This window comes from Bacillus cereus group sp. MYBK195-1 (genome assembly GCF_051916605.1).
GTDB classification, from domain to species: Bacteria; Bacillota; Bacilli; order Bacillales; family Bacillaceae_G; genus Bacillus_A; species Bacillus_A cereus.
The window spans coordinates 956,178-975,302 of record NZ_JBQAGZ010000001.1; the positions used below are offsets into that span (position 1 = coordinate 956,178).

Consider the following 19,125-nt stretch of genomic DNA (forward strand, 5'->3'; position numbering starts at 1 on the left):
TCATAAAAATGGATGGTGCGGTATGAAAAAAAGAAGAAGTAAAAAAGAAAGACAAGAGTTATTACAACAAACAATCGAATCAAATCCTTTTATTACGGATGAAGATTTAGCGGAAAAATTTCAAGTGAGTATACAAACAGTACGACTTGATCGTATGGAATTGTCTATTCCTGAATTAAGAGAGAGAATTAAACATGTAGCTACAAAGCAACATGAAGAAGATGTGAAATCTTTACCGTTAGAAGAGGTTGTTGGAGAAATTATTGATATTGAATTAGATAGACATGCAATCTCTATCTTTGAAGTAAAGGTAGAACATGTATTTAAAAGAAATCAAATTGCCCGTGGGCATCATCTGTTTGCACAAGCAAACTCACTAGCTGTTGCGGTTATTGATGAAGAATTAGCTTTAACTGCAAAGTCTACCATTCGATACATTCGCCCTGTAAAATTAGGAGAGCGTGTTGTTGCAAAAGCGCGCGTTGAAGATGTAGAGAATGATAAGGGACGGACGGTTGTCAAAGTGCGTAGCTTCGTTGGAGAAGAACTTGTTTTTACAGGCACTTTTGAAATGTATCGATCTAGTAATTATAGTGAGGAAGGTAACAACTTATGAAAATCGCAATAGATGCAATGGGCGGAGATCACGCTCCAAAGGCTGTAGTATTAGGGGCAATGAAAGCTATTAAGGAATATTCTGATTTACATATTACGTTAGTAGGGAAAGAAGAGGAAATTCGTCAATACTTAACGAGTGATGAACGAATTACTATTCTTCATACAGACGAAAAAATAGAATCAACGGAGGAACCAGTAAGAGCGGTTCGTCGAAAAAAACAAGCTTCAATGGTGCTTGCGGCACAACAAGTAAAGGATGGAGAAGCAGACGCTTGTATATCCGCAGGTAGTACAGGAGCTTTAATGGCAGCTGGATTATTTGTTGTCGGTCGTATGGAAGGAATTGAGCGACCAGCTTTATCGCCTACAATGCCGACTGTAGATGGAAAAGGTTTTGTTATGTTAGATGTTGGAGCAAATGTTGATGCAAAACCAATTCATTTATATCAATATGCAGTAATGGGATCTGTTTATGCTGAGAAGGTAAGAGGAATTGAAAATCCTCGCGTTGGACTATTAAACGTTGGAACAGAGGATGGAAAAGGAAACGAGCTTTCAAAGCAAGTATTTGCAATGCTTAAAGATGCGCCAATTAATTTCGTTGGGAACGTTGAATCAAGAGATTTATTGCAAGGTGTAGCAGATGTTGTTGTATGTGATGGTTTTACAGGGAATGTAGCGTTGAAATCATTAGAGGGAACAGCACTTGCGCTATTCTCTATGTTGAAAGAACAATTAATGAGTTCATTTACGAGCAAATTAGCAGCGGCGGTATTAAAGCCAAAACTTATGGTATTAAAAGATAAAATGGATTATTCGGAGTATGGCGGAGCTGCATTATTTGGATTGAAAGCACCTGTCATTAAGGCTCACGGTTCTTCTAATGACCAGTCGGTATTTAGTGCGATTCGTCAAACGAGAGAAATGGTAGCGAAAGAAGTAATTCCTACGATTTCAAGCGTAATGGAGAAAGAGTCACTCCAATAAGAGGAGGATTTGAAATGGGAAAAATAGCATTTCTTTTTCCGGGCCAAGGTTCACAGGCAGTTGGAATGGGTAAACAATTAGCAGAGAATAATAAAGAGGTTGCAAAAGTGTTTGCAAAAGCAGATGAGGTGTTGCAAGATTCACTTTCAGAAGTGATTTTTGAAGGACCGCAGGAAAAGCTTACATTAACAACAAATGCGCAGCCTGCATTATTAACAACGAGTTTTGCTATTTTGACAGCTTTGAAAGAGTATGACATTACACCTGACTTTGTCGCTGGTCATAGTTTAGGTGAATATAGCGCTCTTGTAGCAGCTGGTGCATTAACTTTTGAAGATGCTGTATATGCTGTAAGGAAACGCGGGGAATATATGGAAGAAGCTGTTCCGGGAGGGGAAGGCGCAATGGCAGCTATATTAGGTGCTGACCCACATATGCTGAAACAAGTTACAGAAGAAGTAACAAGTGAAGGATATGCAGTGCAAATCGCTAATATGAATAGTACGAAGCAAATTGTAATTTCTGGAACGAAGCAAGGCGTAGAGGTTGCCTCTCAAAGAGCGAAAGAAAATGGTGCAAAGAGAGCGATTCCACTAAAAGTAAGTGGGCCATTCCATTCTTCACTTATGAAGCCGGCAGCTGAGAAGTTCCAAAGTGTTTTAAATGAAATTACAATTCATGACACGAATATTCCTGTTATTGCAAATGTTACGGCGGAAGTTATTACACGTGGTGCAGACATTCAAGAAAAGTTAATCGAACAGCTTTATTCGCCTGTATTATGGTACCCGTCTATTGAATATATGGTGAAGCAGGGAGTAGATACATTTATTGAAATTGGACCTGGAAAAGTACTTGCTGGACTTATGAAGTCAATTGATTCATCAGTAAAAGCATATGCGATATACGATGAAGAGACATTAAAAGATACCATTTCAAATTTGAGAGGAGAAAACTGATGTTAAAAGGGAAGGTAGCATTAGTAACTGGCGCTTCACGTGGAATTGGTCGCGCGATTGCGATCGATTTAGCGAAACAAGGGGCAAATGTAGTAGTAAATTATGCTGGCAATGAACAAAAAGCAAATGAAGTAGTAGATGAAATTAAAAAATTAGGTTCTGATGCAATTGCGGTAAGAGCAGATGTTGCAAATGCTGATGATGTTACAAATATGGTGAAACAAACAGTAGATACATTTGGACAAGTTGATATTCTTGTAAATAATGCTGGTGTAACGAAAGATAATTTATTAATGCGTATGAAAGAAGAAGAATGGGATACAGTTATTAATACAAACTTAAAAGGTGTATTCTTATGTACAAAAGCAGTATCTCGTTATATGATGCGTCAACGTCACGGTAGAATTATAAATATCGCTTCTGTTGTTGGTGTCATAGGAAACCCAGGACAAGCTAATTATGTTGCTGCTAAAGCGGGTGTTATTGGATTAACAAAAACATCTGCAAAAGAGTTAGCAAGTCGAAATATTACAGTGAATGCAATTGCGCCGGGCTTTATTGCGACTGATATGACGGATGTACTAGATGAGAATATTAAAGCTGAAATGTTAAAAGTTATTCCAGCTGCTCAATTTGGTGAAGCGCAAGATATCGCGAATGCTGTAACGTTTTTTGCTTCTGATCAAAGCAAATATGTTACAGGTCAAACGTTAAATGTTGATGGCGGTATGGTAATGTAATAAAAGAATCGATTTCACCTAGTTTTTTTGGTCAATATTTAATATAATATTTGAGGGGAGGTGAATGGAATGGCAGATGTTTTAGAGCGCGTAACAAAAATCATCGTTGATCGTTTAGGAGTAGAAGAGACTGAGGTAGTACCAGCTGCAAGCTTCAAGGAAGATTTAGGAGCAGACTCCCTAGATGTAGTAGAACTTGTAATGCAATTAGAAGATGAATTCGAAATGGAAATTTCTGATGAAGATGCTGAAAAGATTGCTACTGTTGGCGATGCTGTGACTTACATAGAGAGTCATCTATAATGCTTAAGTGAAGTCCCGTTTTTTAGCGGGGCTTTCTGGCTTATATCTGGAGGGACCTATGCCGTACCGAAAATATAGAGAAAAAAAATACGAAACAAAATATCGTGAAGCATTTAAAGTGTTTCAAGAAAAGATAGGTATTACGTTTACAGATGAAAAATTATTGATTCAAGCATTTACGCATTCATCGTATGTGAATGAGCATCGAAAAAAACCGCATGAAGATAATGAGCGTCTTGAATTTCTTGGAGATGCAGTATTGGAACTGACTGTATCACAGTATCTGTTTCAAAAATATCCGACAATGAGCGAAGGAGAGTTAACAAAACTACGTGCAGCTATTGTATGTGAGCCATCTCTTGTTCGTTTTGCGAACGAATTGTCATTTGGCAGCCTTGTTTTATTAGGAAAAGGTGAAGAAATGACAGGTGGACGTGAACGACCAGCTTTATTAGCGGATGTCTTTGAAGCGTTTATTGGTGCCCTTTATCTTGATCAAGGGCTAGAAACAGTTTGGGAATTCTTAAAAGAAATTGTATATCCGAAAATTAATGAGGGTGCTTTTTCTCATGTGATGGATTATAAGAGTCAGTTGCAAGAATTGATTCAGCGTGATGGCAGTGGCAATGTTGAGTATCAAATTTTGCAAGAAAAAGGACCAGCTCACAATCGAGAATTTGTGTCACGTGTTACGTTAAATAACGTAGCTTTAGGTCTTGGTAGTGGTAAGTCGAAAAAAGAAGCAGAGCAACAAGCTGCTGCAGAAGCATTGAAAAAATTAAAAGAACAACTATAAGGAATCCCCCTTTGAATGAGGGGGATTCCTTATGCATAGAATGAAACTTTCTTTTTGTTTATAAAGAAAAAGAAGGTAAATCCGTATAATACTTGTTTTTATATAGAGAACATTTATAACGACGGAGAATAGGAGGAAGGCCTTTCGTGTTTTTAAAAAGATTAGAAATAGCAGGGTTTAAGTCTTTTGCTGAGCATGTATCTGTTGATTTTGTCCCAGGTGTAACTTCTGTAGTAGGACCTAATGGAAGCGGGAAAAGTAATATTACTGATGCAATTCGCTGGGTACTTGGTGAACAATCTGCAAAATCATTACGTGGTGCAAAGATGGAGGATATTATTTTTGCAGGCAGTGATACGAGGAGAGCGGTTAATGTTGCTGAAGTAACAATAACTTTAAATAATGAAGATCAACGTTTACCAATTGAATACAATGAGGTGTGTGTAACACGTCGTGTATCTCGTTCAGGTGATAGTGATTTTTATATTAATAAACAATCATGTAGATTGAAAGATATTATCGATTTATTTATGGACTCTGGCATGGGAAGAGAAGCTTTTTCAATTATTAGCCAGGGGAAAGTGGAAGAGATTTTAAGTAGTAAGTCAGAAGAGCGTCGAGGTGTATTTGAAGAAGCGGCAGGCGTATTAAAATACAAACTTCGCAAAAAGAAAGCTGAAGGAAAATTAGCAGAAACACAAGAAAACTTAAATCGTGTACAAGATATAATTCATGAATTAAGTAGTCAAGTAGAACCTTTAGAAAGACAAGCTTCTATTGCGAAAGATTATCTTGAGAATAAAGAAGAATTAGAGAAAGTAGAAGCTGCGCTTATTGTCCATGAAATTGAAGAACTGCATGAGAAATGGGAAGCGCTTCGAAATCAGTTTGGGCATAATAAAAACGAAGAAGCTAAAATGTCAACGAATTTACAAAAAAGTGAAGAAGAGCTTGAGGAATTACGAGGACAATTACAGGCGGTAGATGAGTCTGTAGATTCGTTACAAGAAGTACTTCTTCTTTCTAGTAAAGAGCTAGAAAAACTAGAAGGGCAGCGAGAGTTGTTAAAAGAGAGAAAGCAAAATGCTACGACGCATTGTGCGCAACTTGAGCAGTTAATTGTTGAATTAACAGAGAAAGCTAAAAGTTACGATGGTGAGATTGAGTCAAGTACAGAAGCTTTAATGCAATTTGTGAATGAAGTAAAAGAGTTGGAGCAAAAATTGCATGATAATGAGCAACTGCTTGCTACTTTTGCTGACAATTTAGAGGAACAGATTGAGAATTTAAAAGGTGACTATATTGAGCTTTTAAATCAACAAGCTAGTCATCGTAATGAATTATCTATGATTGAAGAACAATCGAAACAGCAAACGTCTAAAAACGAGCGTCTAGATGAAGAGAATGCGAAATATGTAGAAATGCGTATGGAAATTACAGCGAAAAAGACGAAACTTGTAGAAAGTTACGAACAAGCGAAAGAAAAAGTAGCTGGCATTCTCTCAAACATACAGAAGACAGAGGCGGCGCTTGGGAAATGTAAGACGCAGTATAGTGAAAATGAAACAAAACTGTATCAAGCATATCAATTTGTGCAACAGGCACGTTCTCGAAAAGAAATGCTTGAAGAGATGCAAGAAGATTATTCTGGATTCTATCAAGGTGTACGTGAAGTATTGAAAGCTAGAGAAAATAGGTTGCAAGGTATCGAGGGTGCTGTTGCGGAACTGTTAACGGTACCGAAAGAATACGAAGTTGCAATGGAAATCGCTCTAGGTGCAGCGATGCAGCATATTGTTGTACAAACAGAGGAACATGCTCGTAATGCGATTGCATTTTTAAAGCAAAATAAACAGGGACGTGCAACGTTTTTACCGCAAGCTGTTATTAAAAGCAGATCGTTATCATTTGAGCAATTACGCATTGCAAATCAACACCCATCGTTTGTAGGTGTGGCGGCAGAACTTGTGCAGTACAACAATAAATATGAAAATGTAGTTTCAAATTTATTAGGTACTGTTATTGTTGCGAAAGATTTACGTGGAGCAAATGAGTTGGCGAAACAACTGCAATACCGTTATCGTATTGTAACAATCGAAGGTGACGTAGTGAATCCTGGCGGTTCTATGACTGGTGGGGCGGTAAAGCAAGCGAAATCTTCTTTATTAGGACGCCAACGTGAACTGGAAGAGTGGACTCGCAAGTTAACTGATATGGAAGAAAAAACAACGAAGTTAGAAAACTTTGTTAAAGCAGTAAAACAAGAGATTCAAGAAAAAGAAGTGAAAATACGCGAACTAAGGCAAACTGTAGAAGCAGATCGTGTAGATGAGCAGAAATTAAGAGAAGAGATTAATCGTTTAGAATTAGAAGAACATCGTATTAATGATCGGTTGTCTATTTATGATTTAGAGATTGAAGGTTTTTTACAAGATCGAGTAAAAATGCAAGGGCGTAAAGAGGAGTTAGAAGGGGTTTTAACGAATCTTCAAGCTGAAATCACTAAGTTAGATAGTAAAATTGTAGCTTTAACAAAACAAAAAAGTGAGCAACATTCTTCGAAAGAAAAAGTTCAAAAAGAAATGACTGAGTTAAAAGTGCTGGCAGCTGAAAAGCAACAACGCTTATCTAATCAAAAAGAAAAAGTTGAACGATTGACGAAGGAAAAAGAAGAAACGGATGCGACACTTGTAAAAACGAAAGAGGATTTAGCGTTCTTAAAACAAGAAATGACATCTAATTCAAGTGGTGAAGAGCAAATTACGAATATGATTGAGAAGAAAGCATATGATCGTAATCAAACTTCAGAATTAATTCGCTCTCGTCGTGAACAACGTGTATCGTTGCAAGAGAGAGTAGAACATTTAGAGCACCATTTGAAAGAAACGACAGGTAAACATAAATATATTCTTGAAATGTTGAAAGATCAAGAAGTGAGAATAAATCGACTTGATGTAGAGTTGGAAAATAGATTACAACATTTACGTGAAACATATACGATTTCATTTGAAGCGGCAAAACTAAAATATACAATGACAATGCCTGCAGAAGATGCGCGTAAGAAAGTAAAATTAATCAAATTATCCATAGAAGAGTTAGGTACAGTGAACCTAGGGGCAATTGATGAATATGAACGTGTAGCGGAGCGTCATACATTCTTACTAGAGCAGAGAGACGACCTAGAAGAAGCGAAAGCGACATTGCACCAGCTTATTACCGAAATGGATGAAGAAATGAAAAAACGCTTTTCTACTACGTTTGAAGGCATTAGAATGGAGTTTCAATCGGTATTCTCTGAATTATTTGGAGGCGGTAGAGCAGATTTAGTAATGACTAATCCAGAGGATTTACTAAATACGGGTATTGATATTGTAGCACAACCGCCAGGGAAGAAACTGCAGAACTTAGGTTTACTTTCAGGTGGAGAGCGTGCTTTAACAGCAATTGCGCTTTTATTTGGTATTTTAAAAGTACGCCCAGTACCGTTCTGTGTACTAGATGAGGTAGAGGCAGCCCTTGATGAGGCGAATGTAGCTCGTTTTGCACAGTATTTAAAGAAATTCAGTGATGAGACGCAGTTTATTGTAATTACACATAGAAAAGGTACAATGGAAGAGTCTGATGTGTTGTACGGTGTAACAATGCAAGAATCAGGGGTATCTAAACTTGTTTCGGTTCGTTTAGACGCCGGAGAAGAACTTATTGCAAGTGAATAGGAAGGATGGGAAAGTATGAGTTTTTTTAAAAAACTAAAAGAAAAAATTTCAAAACAAACGGATACAGTTACAGAGAAATTTAAACAAGGATTAGAAAAAACGAGAAATTCATTTGCGGATAAAGTGAATGATTTAGTGTATCGTTACCGTAAAGTGGACGAAGATTTCTTCGAAGAGTTAGAAGAAATTTTAATCGGTGCAGACGTTGGCGTTGCGACGGTAATGGAATTAATTGACCAATTGAAAGAAGAAGTACAACGTCGTAACATTCAAGATCCAAAAGAAGTACAAGCTGTTATTTCAGAAAAACTAGTAGGAATTTACAAAGGTGACAGCGATTTTAGTAACGAAATTAATATGCAAGAGGACCAATTAACGGTCGTTTTATTTGTTGGTGTTAATGGTGTAGGAAAAACGACGACAATTGGTAAACTGGCGCATAAGTTTAAATCAGAAGGTAAGTCAGTCCTATTGGCGGCAGGAGATACATTCCGTGCTGGAGCGATTGAACAATTAGAAGTATGGGGCGATCGCGTTGGTGTAGAAGTGATTAAACAAGGATCTGGATCTGATCCAGCGGCGGTTATGTATGACGCTGTACAAGCAGCGAAAGCACGTAAGGTAGATGTATTACTATGTGACACAGCAGGACGCTTGCAAAATAAAGTGAACTTAATGAAAGAGTTAGAGAAGGTGAAGCGTGTAATTGAGCGTGAAGTACCAGGTGCTCCTCATGAAGTATTGCTTGTTATTGATGCAACAACGGGACAAAACGGTTTAAGCCAAGCGAAAACATTCCGTGAAGCAACGAATGTAACTGGTATTGTTTTAACGAAGTTAGATGGAACTGCTAAAGGTGGTATTGTATTAGCGATTCGTAACGAAATGGATGTACCGGTGAAGTTTGTTGGATTAGGAGAGCAAATGGATGACTTGCAGCAGTTTGATCCAGAACAATATGTGTATGGTTTATTTGCGAACTTAGTAGAAACAGAAGAAGTATAAGCGAAAGAAGCGGTATTTCCGCTTCTTTTTCTATAAAAAATATATGATGTTAAGAAAAAAACTTGACACTCTTTTGGACTACATGTAAACTAATTCATGTAAAGGGAAATCACTTAACAAAGGATGATCCAACATGCTCGAAAAAACAACGAGAATGAACTATTTATTTGATTTTTATCAATCGTTGTTAACGCAAAAACAAAGAAGTTATATGTCGCTTTATTATCTAGATGATTTATCTCTTGGTGAAATTGCGGAAGAATTTGATGTAAGTCGCCAAGCCGTGTATGATAACATTAAACGGACTGAAGCGATGCTTGAAGAATATGAAGAAAAATTAGTATTACTTCAAAAGTTTCAAGAGCGACAGCGACTTGTTGCAAAGCTAAAACAGCTAATCAGCGAAGAAGAGCATGTGAATGAAGAAATGAAACAAGTTGTTGAAGCTATCGAAAAATTAGATTAGGAGGGCGGCAATATGGCATTTGAAGGATTAGCCGACCGACTTCAACAGACAATGCAAAAAATCCGCGGCAAAGGAAAAGTTTCTGAAGCCGATGTGAAAGAAATGATGAGAGAAGTTCGTCTAGCTCTTTTAGAAGCGGATGTTAACTTTAAAGTAGTAAAAGATTTTGTGAAGCGTGTGTCTGAACGTGCTGTCGGACAAGATGTAATGAAAAGTTTGACACCTGGACAACAAGTAATTAAAGTTGTACAGGAAGAACTTACAGAACTTATGGGCGGAGAGCAAAGCAAAATTGCTGTTGCTAATAAGCCACCGACTGTTATTATGATGGTTGGTCTGCAAGGTGCGGGTAAAACAACGACGACAGGTAAGCTTGCGAATTTGCTTCGTAAAAAGCATAATCGTAAACCGATGCTTGTTGCAGCGGATATTTACCGTCCAGCAGCGATTAAACAGCTTGAAACATTAGGGAAGCAATTGGACATGCCTGTATTTTCTTTAGGAGATCAAGTAAGTCCTGTTGAAATTGCGAAACAAGCGATTGCAAAAGCAAAAGAAGATCATCACGATTATGTTTTAATCGATACAGCGGGTCGCCTGCATATTGATGAAGAATTAATGGATGAATTAGCGAAAGTGAAAGAAGTTGCGAAACCGGATGAAATTTTCCTTGTTGTCGATGCGATGACGGGGCAAGACGCGGTAAATGTTGCACAAAGTTTCCATGAACAGTTAGGTTTAACAGGTGTTGTATTAACGAAATTAGATGGTGATACGCGCGGTGGTGCTGCATTATCTATTAAGGCTGTAACAAACACGCCGATTAAATTTGCTGGTATGGGTGAAAAACTAGATGCAATTGAAGCGTTCCATCCAGAGCGTATGGCATCCCGTATTTTAGGGATGGGCGATGTCTTAACATTGATTGAAAAAGCGCAAGCTACAGTTGATGAAGAGAAAGCAAAAGAACTTGAGCAAAAAATGCGTACGCTTTCGTTTACGCTTGACGATTTCCTAGAACAACTTGGACAAGTGCGCCAACTTGGGCCGCTTGATGAATTGTTAGGAATGCTTCCTGGTGCAAATAAAATTAAAGGGCTGAAAAATGCGCAAGTTGATGAAAAACAAATTGGGCATATTGAGGCAATTATTCGTTCTATGACTAAATTAGAACGAGAACAACCGGAAATAATCAATGCTAGTCGCAAAAAGCGCATTGCCAAAGGTAGCGGTACAACTGTACAAGAAATCAATCGTCTAATTAAGCAATTCGATGACATGAAAAAAATGATGAAGACGATGACGGGAATGCAAAAAGGTAAGAAAAAAGGACTAGGTGGATTGAAGTTTCCATTCATGTAAGGAAAAAAAGATGGCTCTGTTAAGAAAAAATACTTTACAAAGCAATAGTCTTTTTGCTAATATAATTATCTGTGTGAAATAAATTCGGAGGTGCTTTATAAATGGCAGTTAAAATTCGTTTAAAACGTATGGGAGCTAAAAAAACTCCTTTCTATCGTGTAGTTGTTGCAGATTCTCGTTCTCCTCGTGACGGACGTTTCATTGAGGAAATCGGAACTTACAATCCAGTTGCTCAACCAGCTGAAGTTAAGATCAACGAAGAAGCAGCATTAAAATGGTTAGGAAATGGTGCTAAACCATCTGATACAGTTCGTAACTTATTCTCTAACCAAGGTATCATGGAGAAATTCCACTTATCTAAACAAGGTAAGTAATTGAGGCAATGACTATGAAGAAGTTAGTCGAGACGATTGTCAAGCCTCTTGTCGATTATCCTGAAGATGTAAAAGTTACACAGGAACTTTGCAACGGAGAGATAAAGTATCGATTAACTGTACATCCTGAGGATGTTGGAAAAGTCATTGGAAAGCAAGGGAGAGTTGCGAAAGCGATTCGAATGCTCTTGTATTCAGTGGGACATCATAATGATGAAAAAGTAACACTGGAAATTCAATAAACGTAAAAAGGGCGAGGAGTTATTCCTCTCCCTTTTTTAACATTTAAATAGAGATTGCATGTTCCATCTGTGAAATGGAGATGCTTAATTTATATAGAAACCAGGGGTGACATACTATTTATGACAAAATGGTTTAATGTAGGAAAAATTGTAAATACTCATGGCGTAAGAGGAGAAATCCGTGTTATTTCTCGTACTGATTTTCCAGAAGAGCGATATAAAGTAGGAAACACGCTATACATATCGAATGAGAAAGGCACAGACTATCTTCCGGTAAAGGTAACTTCTCATCGCCAACATAAGACATTCGATTTATTAACATTTGAAGGATATAACAATGTAGATGAAGTAGAGAAGTTTAAAGGTTCTTTAATAAAAGTACCAGAAGAGCAGTTAGGTGAACTTGCTGAAGGTGAATACTACTATCATGAAATTATTGGTTGCAGTGTTGTAACGGAAGAAGGAGAAGCGCTAGGGACAATCAAAGAGATTCTATCTCCTGGTGCAAATGATGTTTGGGTAATTAAACGCCCGAAGGGTCAAGATCTCTTAATTCCTTATATCGATGACGTTGTACTTCAAGTTAATATTGAAAATAAATTAGTAACCATTCATGTAATGGAAGGGCTGCTATAATGAAAATTGATATTTTAACGTTGTTCCCAGACATGTTTACCGGTGTATTTGGATCTTCTATATTAAAGAAGGCGCAAGAAAAAGAAGCGGTAAACCTTCGTGTTGTTAACTTTCGTGATTATACAACAAGTAAGCATAATAGCGTAGACGATTATCCTTACGGCGGAGGAGCTGGTATGGTGCTTACTCCTCAGCCTATTTTTGATGCTGTAGAAGATTTGACGAAAGAGACAGAGCGTAAGCCGAGAGTTGTCTTAATGTGTCCGCAGGGCGAAAGATTTACGCAGAAGAAAGCGGAAGAGCTTGCAGGGGAAGAACATTTAATCTTCGTATGTGGGCATTATGAAGGATATGACGAACGAATTCGTGAGCATCTCGTAACGGATGAGATTTCTATTGGTGACTATGTATTAACGGGCGGAGAATTAGCCTCTATGGTTATTACTGATAGTGTGGTACGTCTCTTGCCAGGGGTGCTAGGAAATCATGCTTCACAAGTAGAGGATTCGTTTAGTACAGGTTTATTAGAGCATCCTCATTATACACGTCCAGCTGATTTTCGTGGTATGAAGGTACCGGATGTATTAATGTCAGGGAATCATAAAAACATTGATGAATGGCGACATAAGGAATCTTTGCGCCGAACGTATACGCGTAGACCTGATTTATTAGATGAGAGAGAGTTATCTAAACAAGAGAAAAAATGGCTTGAGGAAATAAAGCGAGAGCAGTAATAACTTCATATATTTGCTATTGCAACAGGCCTAGTAATATGCTATTATAACATTTGTGCTACTGAAATCAGTAGCCGTATTAACGATGTTCCGCTGTAATTTATTAAGACTTTATAAGAGCATCTGTTTAAAGGAGAGAATTTAATATGCAACAATTAATCGCAGAAATTACAAAAGGCCAATTAAAAACTGACCTTCCTTCATTCCGTCCTGGTGACACTTTACGTGTACACGTAAAAGTTGTTGAGGGAACTCGTGAAAGAATTCAGCTTTTCGAAGGTGTTGTAATTAAACGTCGTGGTGGCGGAATCAGTGAAACATTCACAGTTCGTAAGATTTCTTACGGTGTAGGTGTTGAGCGTACATTCCCAGTTCACACGCCAAGAATCGCGAAAATCGAAGTACTTCGCCGTGGTAAAGTACGTCGTGCTAAGTTATACTACTTACGTAACCTTCGCGGTAAAAAAGCACGTATTAAAGAAATTCGATAAGACATGTATGGGAGCTTGTAAATGCACAAGCTCCCTTTTTCCAATCTATATGAAATTTTGGTATAATACGAGCAGTTTACATAACCGTGGAGGGGAAATGCATGAAAAAAGAGAAGAGTTCACTTTGGGAATGGATTAAAGCAATTTTGATTGCTGTTGTATTAGCTGGTGTTATTAGACAGTTTTTCTTTGCGCCAATTCTCGTAGACGGGGTATCGATGGCACCTACTTTACATGATCGTGATCGAATGATTGTGAATAAAATTGGTTATCACATTGGAGATCCAAAACGCTTTGATATTATCGTATTTCGAGCAACAGAAGATAAAGATTACATTAAGCGCATTATAGGCCTGCCAGGCGATGAAATAGAGTATCGTAATGATAAACTGTATGTTAACGGAAAGGCTTATGAGGAGCCGTATTTAGACAAGCAGAAAAAGCAAATTGCTGACGGACCGCTTACATATGATTTTAATCTTGAAGAAATGACAGGCAAGAAAACCGTTCCAAAAGATCAATTATTTGTTTTAGGTGATAATCGTCGTTTTAGTAAAGATAGCCGTTCAATCGGTACGATTTCAATGGATCAAGTAATTGGTAAAGCTAATATGTTATATTGGCCGTTAGAAGACGCACGTATTGTGAAATAAATGAAAAAGAAGGTGGCAACATGGTAATTCAATGGTTTCCAGGGCATATGGCGAAGGCTAGACGCCAAGTAACGGAGAAATTAAAATTAATTGATGTTGTAATTGAACTTGTAGATGCTCGATTACCATTATCATCTCGAAACCCAATGATTGATGAAATCATTACACATAAGCCAAGGCTTGTTGTTTTAAATAAAGCGGATATGGCGGATGATCGTTTAACAAAACAATGGATCGCATATTTTAAAGAAAAAGGCCATATGGCAATTTCGATTAACGCACAAGCTGGACAAGGTATGAAGGAAATTGCAGCAGCTTGTAAAGTGCTTGTTAAAGAAAAATTTGATAAAATGGTTGCAAAAGGTATTAGACCGAGAGCGATTCGTGCATTAATCGTAGGTATACCAAATGTTGGTAAATCTACATTGATTAATAAATTGGCAAAGAAAAATATTGCTAAAACAGGAGATCGTCCAGGTGTGACAACAGCTCAACAATGGATTAAAGTTGGGAAGGAAATGGAATTGTTAGATACACCAGGTATTCTGTGGCCTAAATTTGAAGATCAATTAGTGGGTCTTCGCTTAGCGACAACGGGTGCAATTAAAGATTCAATTTTAAATTTACAAGATGTAGCTGTTTACGCATTACGTTTTATGGAGAAACATTATCCAGAACGCTTGAAAGAACGCTATAATTTAAATGAGATTCCAGAAGATATTGTGGAATTATTCGATGCAATTGGAAAAAATAGAGGCTGCTTAATGGGCGGCGGAATGATTGATTATGATAAGACATCTGAGCTTGTGCTTCGTGAGCTTCGTGGTGGCAAACTTGGAAAAATGACGTTTGAAACACCGGAAGAGTTTGCAGAGCAAGTAGAAGATGTGGAAAAAATAGAAGAAGTATAAGACGTGCGTTTGTGCGTCTTTTCTTTTTGGATATGTTTAAAAAGGAGCTTGTATAAATGCAAACTATGACGATAAAAGAAGCGGAAAATGTATTGAAAGAAATTATGAATGAAGAAGATGATCGCTTTCAACTGTTAATGAAAGATGATCGAAAAGGTGTTCAAAAGCTCGTTTTGAAGTGGTATAAACAAAAAGAGTTAGAACAGAAAGAAAAAGAGAAGTTTTTTGAAATGTCCAAGTATGAAAATGCTTTGCGTGAAAAAGGGGTCACATATATCGCGGGTATTGATGAAGTAGGGCGCGGGCCATTGGCTGGGCCTGTTGTGACGGCAGCTGTCGTTCTTCCTGAGGATTTTTATATTCCAGGGTTAAATGATTCGAAAAAGTTGAGTGAAGCGAAACGTGAGCGTTTTTATGATGAAATAAAAGTACAAGCAATTGCAATTGGAGTAGGAATTGTATCACCAGAAGTTATTGATGACATTAATATTTACCAAGCAACGAAACAAGCGATGTTAGATGCAGTTGCGAATTTATCTTGTACACCCCAACATTTATTAATTGATGCGATGAAACTTCCTACACCAATTCCGCAAACATCAATTATTAAAGGTGATGCGAAAAGTGTTTCGATTTCAGCCGCATCCATTATCGCAAAAGTAACGAGAGATCGTATGATGAAAGAACTGGGAGAGAAGTATCCTCAATATGGATTTGAGCAACATATGGGATATGGCACAAAGCAACATTTAGAGGCAATTCAAGTGCATGGAGTATTAGATGAACACCGAAAGTCATTCGCGCCAATTAAAGATATGATTCAAAAATAAGCTGTAAATATACAGCTTATTTTTTTATTTTGGCATATAAACATTACTATTTCCGAAAAAGAATAAAGCGATTTCAGTTTTCTGACACTTTATTGTAGACAGCGTGCCAATCATCTTATACAATGGCAATGTAATGTTTTTTAAACATTAAAAAACTTTTCGAGTAAAACAGGAAAACAGGGGAGGATGGGACCATGAATATCCATGAGTACCAAGGTAAGGCAGTCCTTAGAAGCTATGGGGTTAGCGTTCCGAACGGGAAGGTTGCATTTACAGTAGAAGAAGCTGTAGAAGCGGCGAAAGAATTAGGAACAGATGTATGTGTAGTGAAAGCACAAATTCACGCTGGTGGACGCGGCAAAGCTGGCGGAGTAAAAGTTGCAAAAAATTTAGATGAAGTTCGTACATATGCAGAAAGCATTTTAGGAACTACACTTGTGACACATCAAACAGGTCCTGAAGGTAAGGAAGTAAAACGCTTACTTATCGAAGAAGGTTGCGATATTAAAAAAGAATATTATGTAGGTCTAGTTTTAGATCGTGCAACTTCTCAAGTTGTTTTAATGGCGTCTGAAGAAGGCGGAACAGAAATTGAAGAAGTAGCAGAAAAAACACCTGAAAAAATCTTTAAAGAATATATTGATCCAGCAGTAGGCTTACAAGGTTTCCAAGCGCGCCGAATCGCATTTAACATCAATATTCCAAAAGAGCTTGTAGGACAAGCTGTGAAGTTTATGATGGGCTTATACCGTGCGTTTATCGAAAAAGATTGCTCTATCGCTGAGATTAACCCACTTGTTACAACAGGTGAAGGTAAAGTTATGGCATTAGATGCAAAATTAAACTTTGATTCTAATGCATTATATCGCCATAAAGACATTTTAGAGCTTCGTGATCTTGATGAAGAGGATTCAAAAGAAATTGAAGCTTCAAAATACGACTTAAACTACATTCCTTTAGATGGAAATATCGGTTGTATGGTTAATGGTGCAGGTTTAGCGATGGCTACAATGGATATCATTAAACATTACCACGGTGACCCAGCTAACTTCTTAGATGTTGGTGGCGGTGCAACTGCAGAAAAAGTTACAGAAGCATTCAAAATTATCCTTTCTGACAAAAATGTAAAAGGTATCTTCGTTAACATTTTTGGTGGCATTATGAAGTGTGATGTTATTGCAGAAGGTGTTATTGAAGCAACGAAACAAGTAGGTCTTGAGTTACCTTTAGTTGTACGTCTTGAAGGTACAAACGTAGAACTAGGTAAGAAAATTTTAAATGAGTCTGGCTTAAATATTGTTGCAGCAGAATCTATGGCAGACGGTGCACAAAAAATTGTTTCACTAGTGGGCTAATAGAAAGCGGGGGAGAAAAATGAGCGTATTAGTTAATAAAGATACAAAAGTTATTGTTCAAGGTATTACAGGTTCTCAAGGTTTATTCCATACAAAACAAATGATTGAATACGGCACGAAAATTGTCGGTGGTGTAACACCAGGTAAGGGCGGCACTGATATTGAAGGTGTACCAGTATTTGATACAGTAGAAGATGCAGTGAAAGCAACAGGGGCAAACGCTTCAGTTGTATACGTTCCACCCGCTTTTGCGGCAGATGCAATTATGGAAGCTGTTGATGCAGAAATTGATTTAGTAGTATGTATTACTGAAGGGATTCCTGTATTAGATATGGTAAACGTAAAGAGATATATGGCGGGTAAACATACACGTTTACTTGGACCAAACTGCCCAGGTGTAATCACACCGGATGAATGTAAGATTGGTATTATGCCAGGATATATTCATAAAAAAGGTCATGTTGGTATCGTATCTCGCTCTGGTACATTAACGTATGAAGCTGTACATCAGTTAACACAAGAAGGTATTGGCCAATCTACTGCTGTAGGTATCGGCGGAGACCCTGTTAACGGTACAGACTTTATTGATGCTTTAAAAGCATTTAATGAAGATGAAGAAACACATGCTGTAATTATGATTGGTGAAATCGGCGGTACAGCAGAAGAAGAGGCAGCTGAATGGGTAAAAGCTAATATGACAAAACCTGTTGTAGGCTTCATTGGTGGTCAAACAGCGCCTGCTGGCAAACGTATGGGCCATGCTGGTGCAATCATTTCTGGCGGTAAAGGAACTGCTGCTGAAAAGATTAAAACAATGGAAGCTTGTGGCATTAAAGTAGCTGAAACTCCAGCAGTTATGGGAGAAACGCTAATCTCTGTTTTAAAAGAAAAAGGTTTATTTGAGACTTGTAAAAACTATTAATCTGTTGAAAGACACCTTCTTACTTGAGGGTGTCTTTTTAGACTTTTTCTGTTTACATAATAAAAATTATGGGTAAGGAGAATCAAGATGAAAAGAGAGAGATTATTACATCTTCATTACTTGCTAGCAGATTATTGGAAAGCGATGGAGAGGCTACTATATGTCGATCCAGAATTAGAGAACATATATAATTTTAACGAAAAACAAATGGAACACTACACTGGAATATCCTCGAAAAAATCTTCAGAACTAGTAAAATTTCTTCAAAGTTCAAATCTTCCGCAATATATATCTTATTTAGAGAAAAATCGTATTTTTTATATAACGATATGGGATGAAAATTATCCGCAATTATTACGTGAAATACAAGATCCTCCCTTCGTTTTATATGGAAAAGGAGAGAAAGATTTCCTGAATAAAGTAAATAAATTAGCAGTTGTTGGAACGAGAGAACCATCATTATATGGTCATGAGAGTTTGAAGTTTATTTTACACCCTTTATTAGAAAGAGAGTGGCTTATTGTCAGTGGGTTTGCAAAAGGGATAGATACAATGTCTCATGAGATTACAGTAAGGCATCATTGCCCGACTATTGCGATATTAGGGCATGGATTGTCTTTTATGTATCCGAAAGAAAATAGACCTTTATATGAAATGTGGAAGGAATATATATTGTTATTGACAGAGTATCCGCCGCACTATGCACCGAAAAAATGGTATTTTCCAAAAAGAAACCGGATTATTAGTGGTATAAGTAAAGGTGTTTTAGTTGTAGAAGCGAAATCGAGAAGTGGAACACTTATTACTGCGGACCTTGCGTTAGAGCAAAGTAGAGAGGTATTTGCGCTTCCTGGACCTATATTTATAGAGGGGGCATCGGGAACGAATCATCTTATTCAGCAAGGAGCAAAACTAGTAAGAAATGCAGAAGATATCTTGGAAGAGATTTTAAATTAACCTTATATTTTTATGTTTTTATTAAACAATTATTGACAAATGGTAGATTGGCACTGTATGGTATATTC

General features: G+C 37.4%; 21 protein-coding genes. All 21 read left to right on the forward strand.

What is annotated here, in order from left to right; translation table 11 throughout:
* The first annotated feature begins 22 nt into the window (after positions 1-22).
* The 21 genes from fapR (at position 23) to dprA (ending at position 19,057) form a co-directional block, all read left to right on the forward strand.
* Positions 23-616: a transcription factor FapR gene (gene fapR / locus ACTFRY_RS05210; RefSeq protein ID WP_000747349.1), complete on the forward strand. Its 594-nt coding sequence runs from the start codon at positions 23-25 to the stop codon at positions 614-616.
* On the forward strand, positions 613-1,605 hold the full coding sequence (gene plsX / locus ACTFRY_RS05215) for a phosphate acyltransferase PlsX (protein WP_000684101.1): 993 nt from the start codon (positions 613-615) through the stop codon (positions 1,603-1,605). Before fapR ends, plsX begins: the two co-directional genes overlap by 4 nt.
* Before the next feature lie 14 nt (positions 1,606-1,619).
* Entirely contained in the window at positions 1,620-2,564 is a 945-nt protein-coding gene (gene fabD / locus ACTFRY_RS05220) for an ACP S-malonyltransferase (RefSeq protein ID WP_016118545.1), read from the forward strand.
* The gene (gene fabG, locus ACTFRY_RS05225) at positions 2,564-3,304 is read left to right on the forward strand and encodes a 3-oxoacyl-[acyl-carrier-protein] reductase (RefSeq protein WP_000911774.1); all 741 of its coding nucleotides are present in this window, start codon (positions 2,564-2,566) and stop codon (positions 3,302-3,304) included. Before fabD ends, fabG begins: the two co-directional genes overlap by 1 nt.
* Before the next feature lie 69 nt (positions 3,305-3,373).
* Positions 3,374-3,607, forward strand: coding sequence for an acyl carrier protein (gene acpP / locus ACTFRY_RS05230; RefSeq protein ID WP_000786062.1), 234 nt, complete (start codon positions 3,374-3,376; stop codon positions 3,605-3,607).
* Between the two features lie 58 nt (positions 3,608-3,665).
* The gene (gene rncS, locus ACTFRY_RS05235; RefSeq protein ID WP_001146875.1) at positions 3,666-4,403 is read left to right on the forward strand and encodes a ribonuclease III; all 738 of its coding nucleotides are present in this window, start codon (positions 3,666-3,668) and stop codon (positions 4,401-4,403) included.
* Between the two features lie 146 nt (positions 4,404-4,549).
* Complete coding sequence (smc, locus tag ACTFRY_RS05240) at positions 4,550-8,119, forward strand: chromosome segregation protein SMC (protein ID WP_000478955.1); 3,570 nt, start codon at positions 4,550-4,552, stop codon at positions 8,117-8,119.
* Positions 8,120-8,134: 15 nt separating this feature from the next.
* Positions 8,135-9,124, forward strand: coding sequence for a signal recognition particle-docking protein FtsY (gene ftsY / locus ACTFRY_RS05245; RefSeq protein ID WP_000007655.1), 990 nt, complete (start codon positions 8,135-8,137; stop codon positions 9,122-9,124).
* Positions 9,125-9,257: 133 nt separating this feature from the next.
* Complete coding sequence (locus ACTFRY_RS05250) at positions 9,258-9,590, forward strand: putative DNA-binding protein (RefSeq protein ID WP_000891062.1); 333 nt, start codon at positions 9,258-9,260, stop codon at positions 9,588-9,590.
* 12 nt (positions 9,591-9,602) lie between these two features.
* On the forward strand, positions 9,603-10,952 hold the full coding sequence (ffh, locus tag ACTFRY_RS05255; protein ID WP_000863460.1) for a signal recognition particle protein: 1,350 nt from the start codon (positions 9,603-9,605) through the stop codon (positions 10,950-10,952).
* Positions 10,953-11,053: 101 nt separating this feature from the next.
* Positions 11,054-11,326: a 30S ribosomal protein S16 gene (rpsP, locus tag ACTFRY_RS05260; RefSeq protein WP_000268750.1), complete on the forward strand. Its 273-nt coding sequence runs from the start codon at positions 11,054-11,056 to the stop codon at positions 11,324-11,326.
* Between the two features lie 14 nt (positions 11,327-11,340).
* Positions 11,341-11,568, forward strand: a complete 228-nt coding sequence (locus tag ACTFRY_RS05265) for a KH domain-containing protein (protein ID WP_000737401.1) — start codon at positions 11,341-11,343, stop codon at positions 11,566-11,568.
* 120 nt (positions 11,569-11,688) lie between these two features.
* On the forward strand, positions 11,689-12,204 hold the full coding sequence (gene rimM / locus ACTFRY_RS05270; RefSeq protein ID WP_000170278.1) for a ribosome maturation factor RimM: 516 nt from the start codon (positions 11,689-11,691) through the stop codon (positions 12,202-12,204).
* Positions 12,204-12,938, forward strand: a complete 735-nt coding sequence (gene trmD, locus ACTFRY_RS05275; RefSeq protein WP_000686903.1) for a tRNA (guanosine(37)-N1)-methyltransferase TrmD — start codon at positions 12,204-12,206, stop codon at positions 12,936-12,938. The genes rimM and trmD overlap by 1 nt, the downstream gene beginning before the upstream one ends.
* A gap of 146 nt (positions 12,939-13,084) precedes the next feature.
* Entirely contained in the window at positions 13,085-13,429 is a 345-nt protein-coding gene (gene rplS / locus ACTFRY_RS05280) for a 50S ribosomal protein L19 (protein WP_001186516.1), read from the forward strand.
* A gap of 101 nt (positions 13,430-13,530) precedes the next feature.
* Positions 13,531-14,082, forward strand: a complete 552-nt coding sequence (gene lepB / locus ACTFRY_RS05285) for a signal peptidase I (RefSeq protein ID WP_000711853.1) — start codon at positions 13,531-13,533, stop codon at positions 14,080-14,082.
* Positions 14,083-14,102: 20 nt separating this feature from the next.
* A complete protein-coding gene (gene ylqF, locus ACTFRY_RS05290; protein WP_000236702.1) occupies positions 14,103-14,993 on the forward strand; it encodes a ribosome biogenesis GTPase YlqF in 891 nt (296 codons plus the stop codon).
* Between the two features lie 56 nt (positions 14,994-15,049).
* Positions 15,050-15,823, forward strand: coding sequence for a ribonuclease HII (locus ACTFRY_RS05295; RefSeq protein WP_001194262.1), 774 nt, complete (start codon positions 15,050-15,052; stop codon positions 15,821-15,823).
* Between the two features lie 194 nt (positions 15,824-16,017).
* On the forward strand, positions 16,018-17,178 hold the full coding sequence (gene sucC / locus ACTFRY_RS05300; protein WP_001020791.1) for an ADP-forming succinate--CoA ligase subunit beta: 1,161 nt from the start codon (positions 16,018-16,020) through the stop codon (positions 17,176-17,178).
* Between the two features lie 19 nt (positions 17,179-17,197).
* A complete protein-coding gene (sucD, locus tag ACTFRY_RS05305) occupies positions 17,198-18,100 on the forward strand; it encodes a succinate--CoA ligase subunit alpha (protein ID WP_000115178.1) in 903 nt (300 codons plus the stop codon).
* Positions 18,101-18,187: 87 nt separating this feature from the next.
* The gene (dprA, locus tag ACTFRY_RS05310) at positions 18,188-19,057 is read left to right on the forward strand and encodes a DNA-processing protein DprA (protein ID WP_000818039.1); all 870 of its coding nucleotides are present in this window, start codon (positions 18,188-18,190) and stop codon (positions 19,055-19,057) included.
* Positions 19,058-19,125 lie beyond the last annotated feature (68 nt).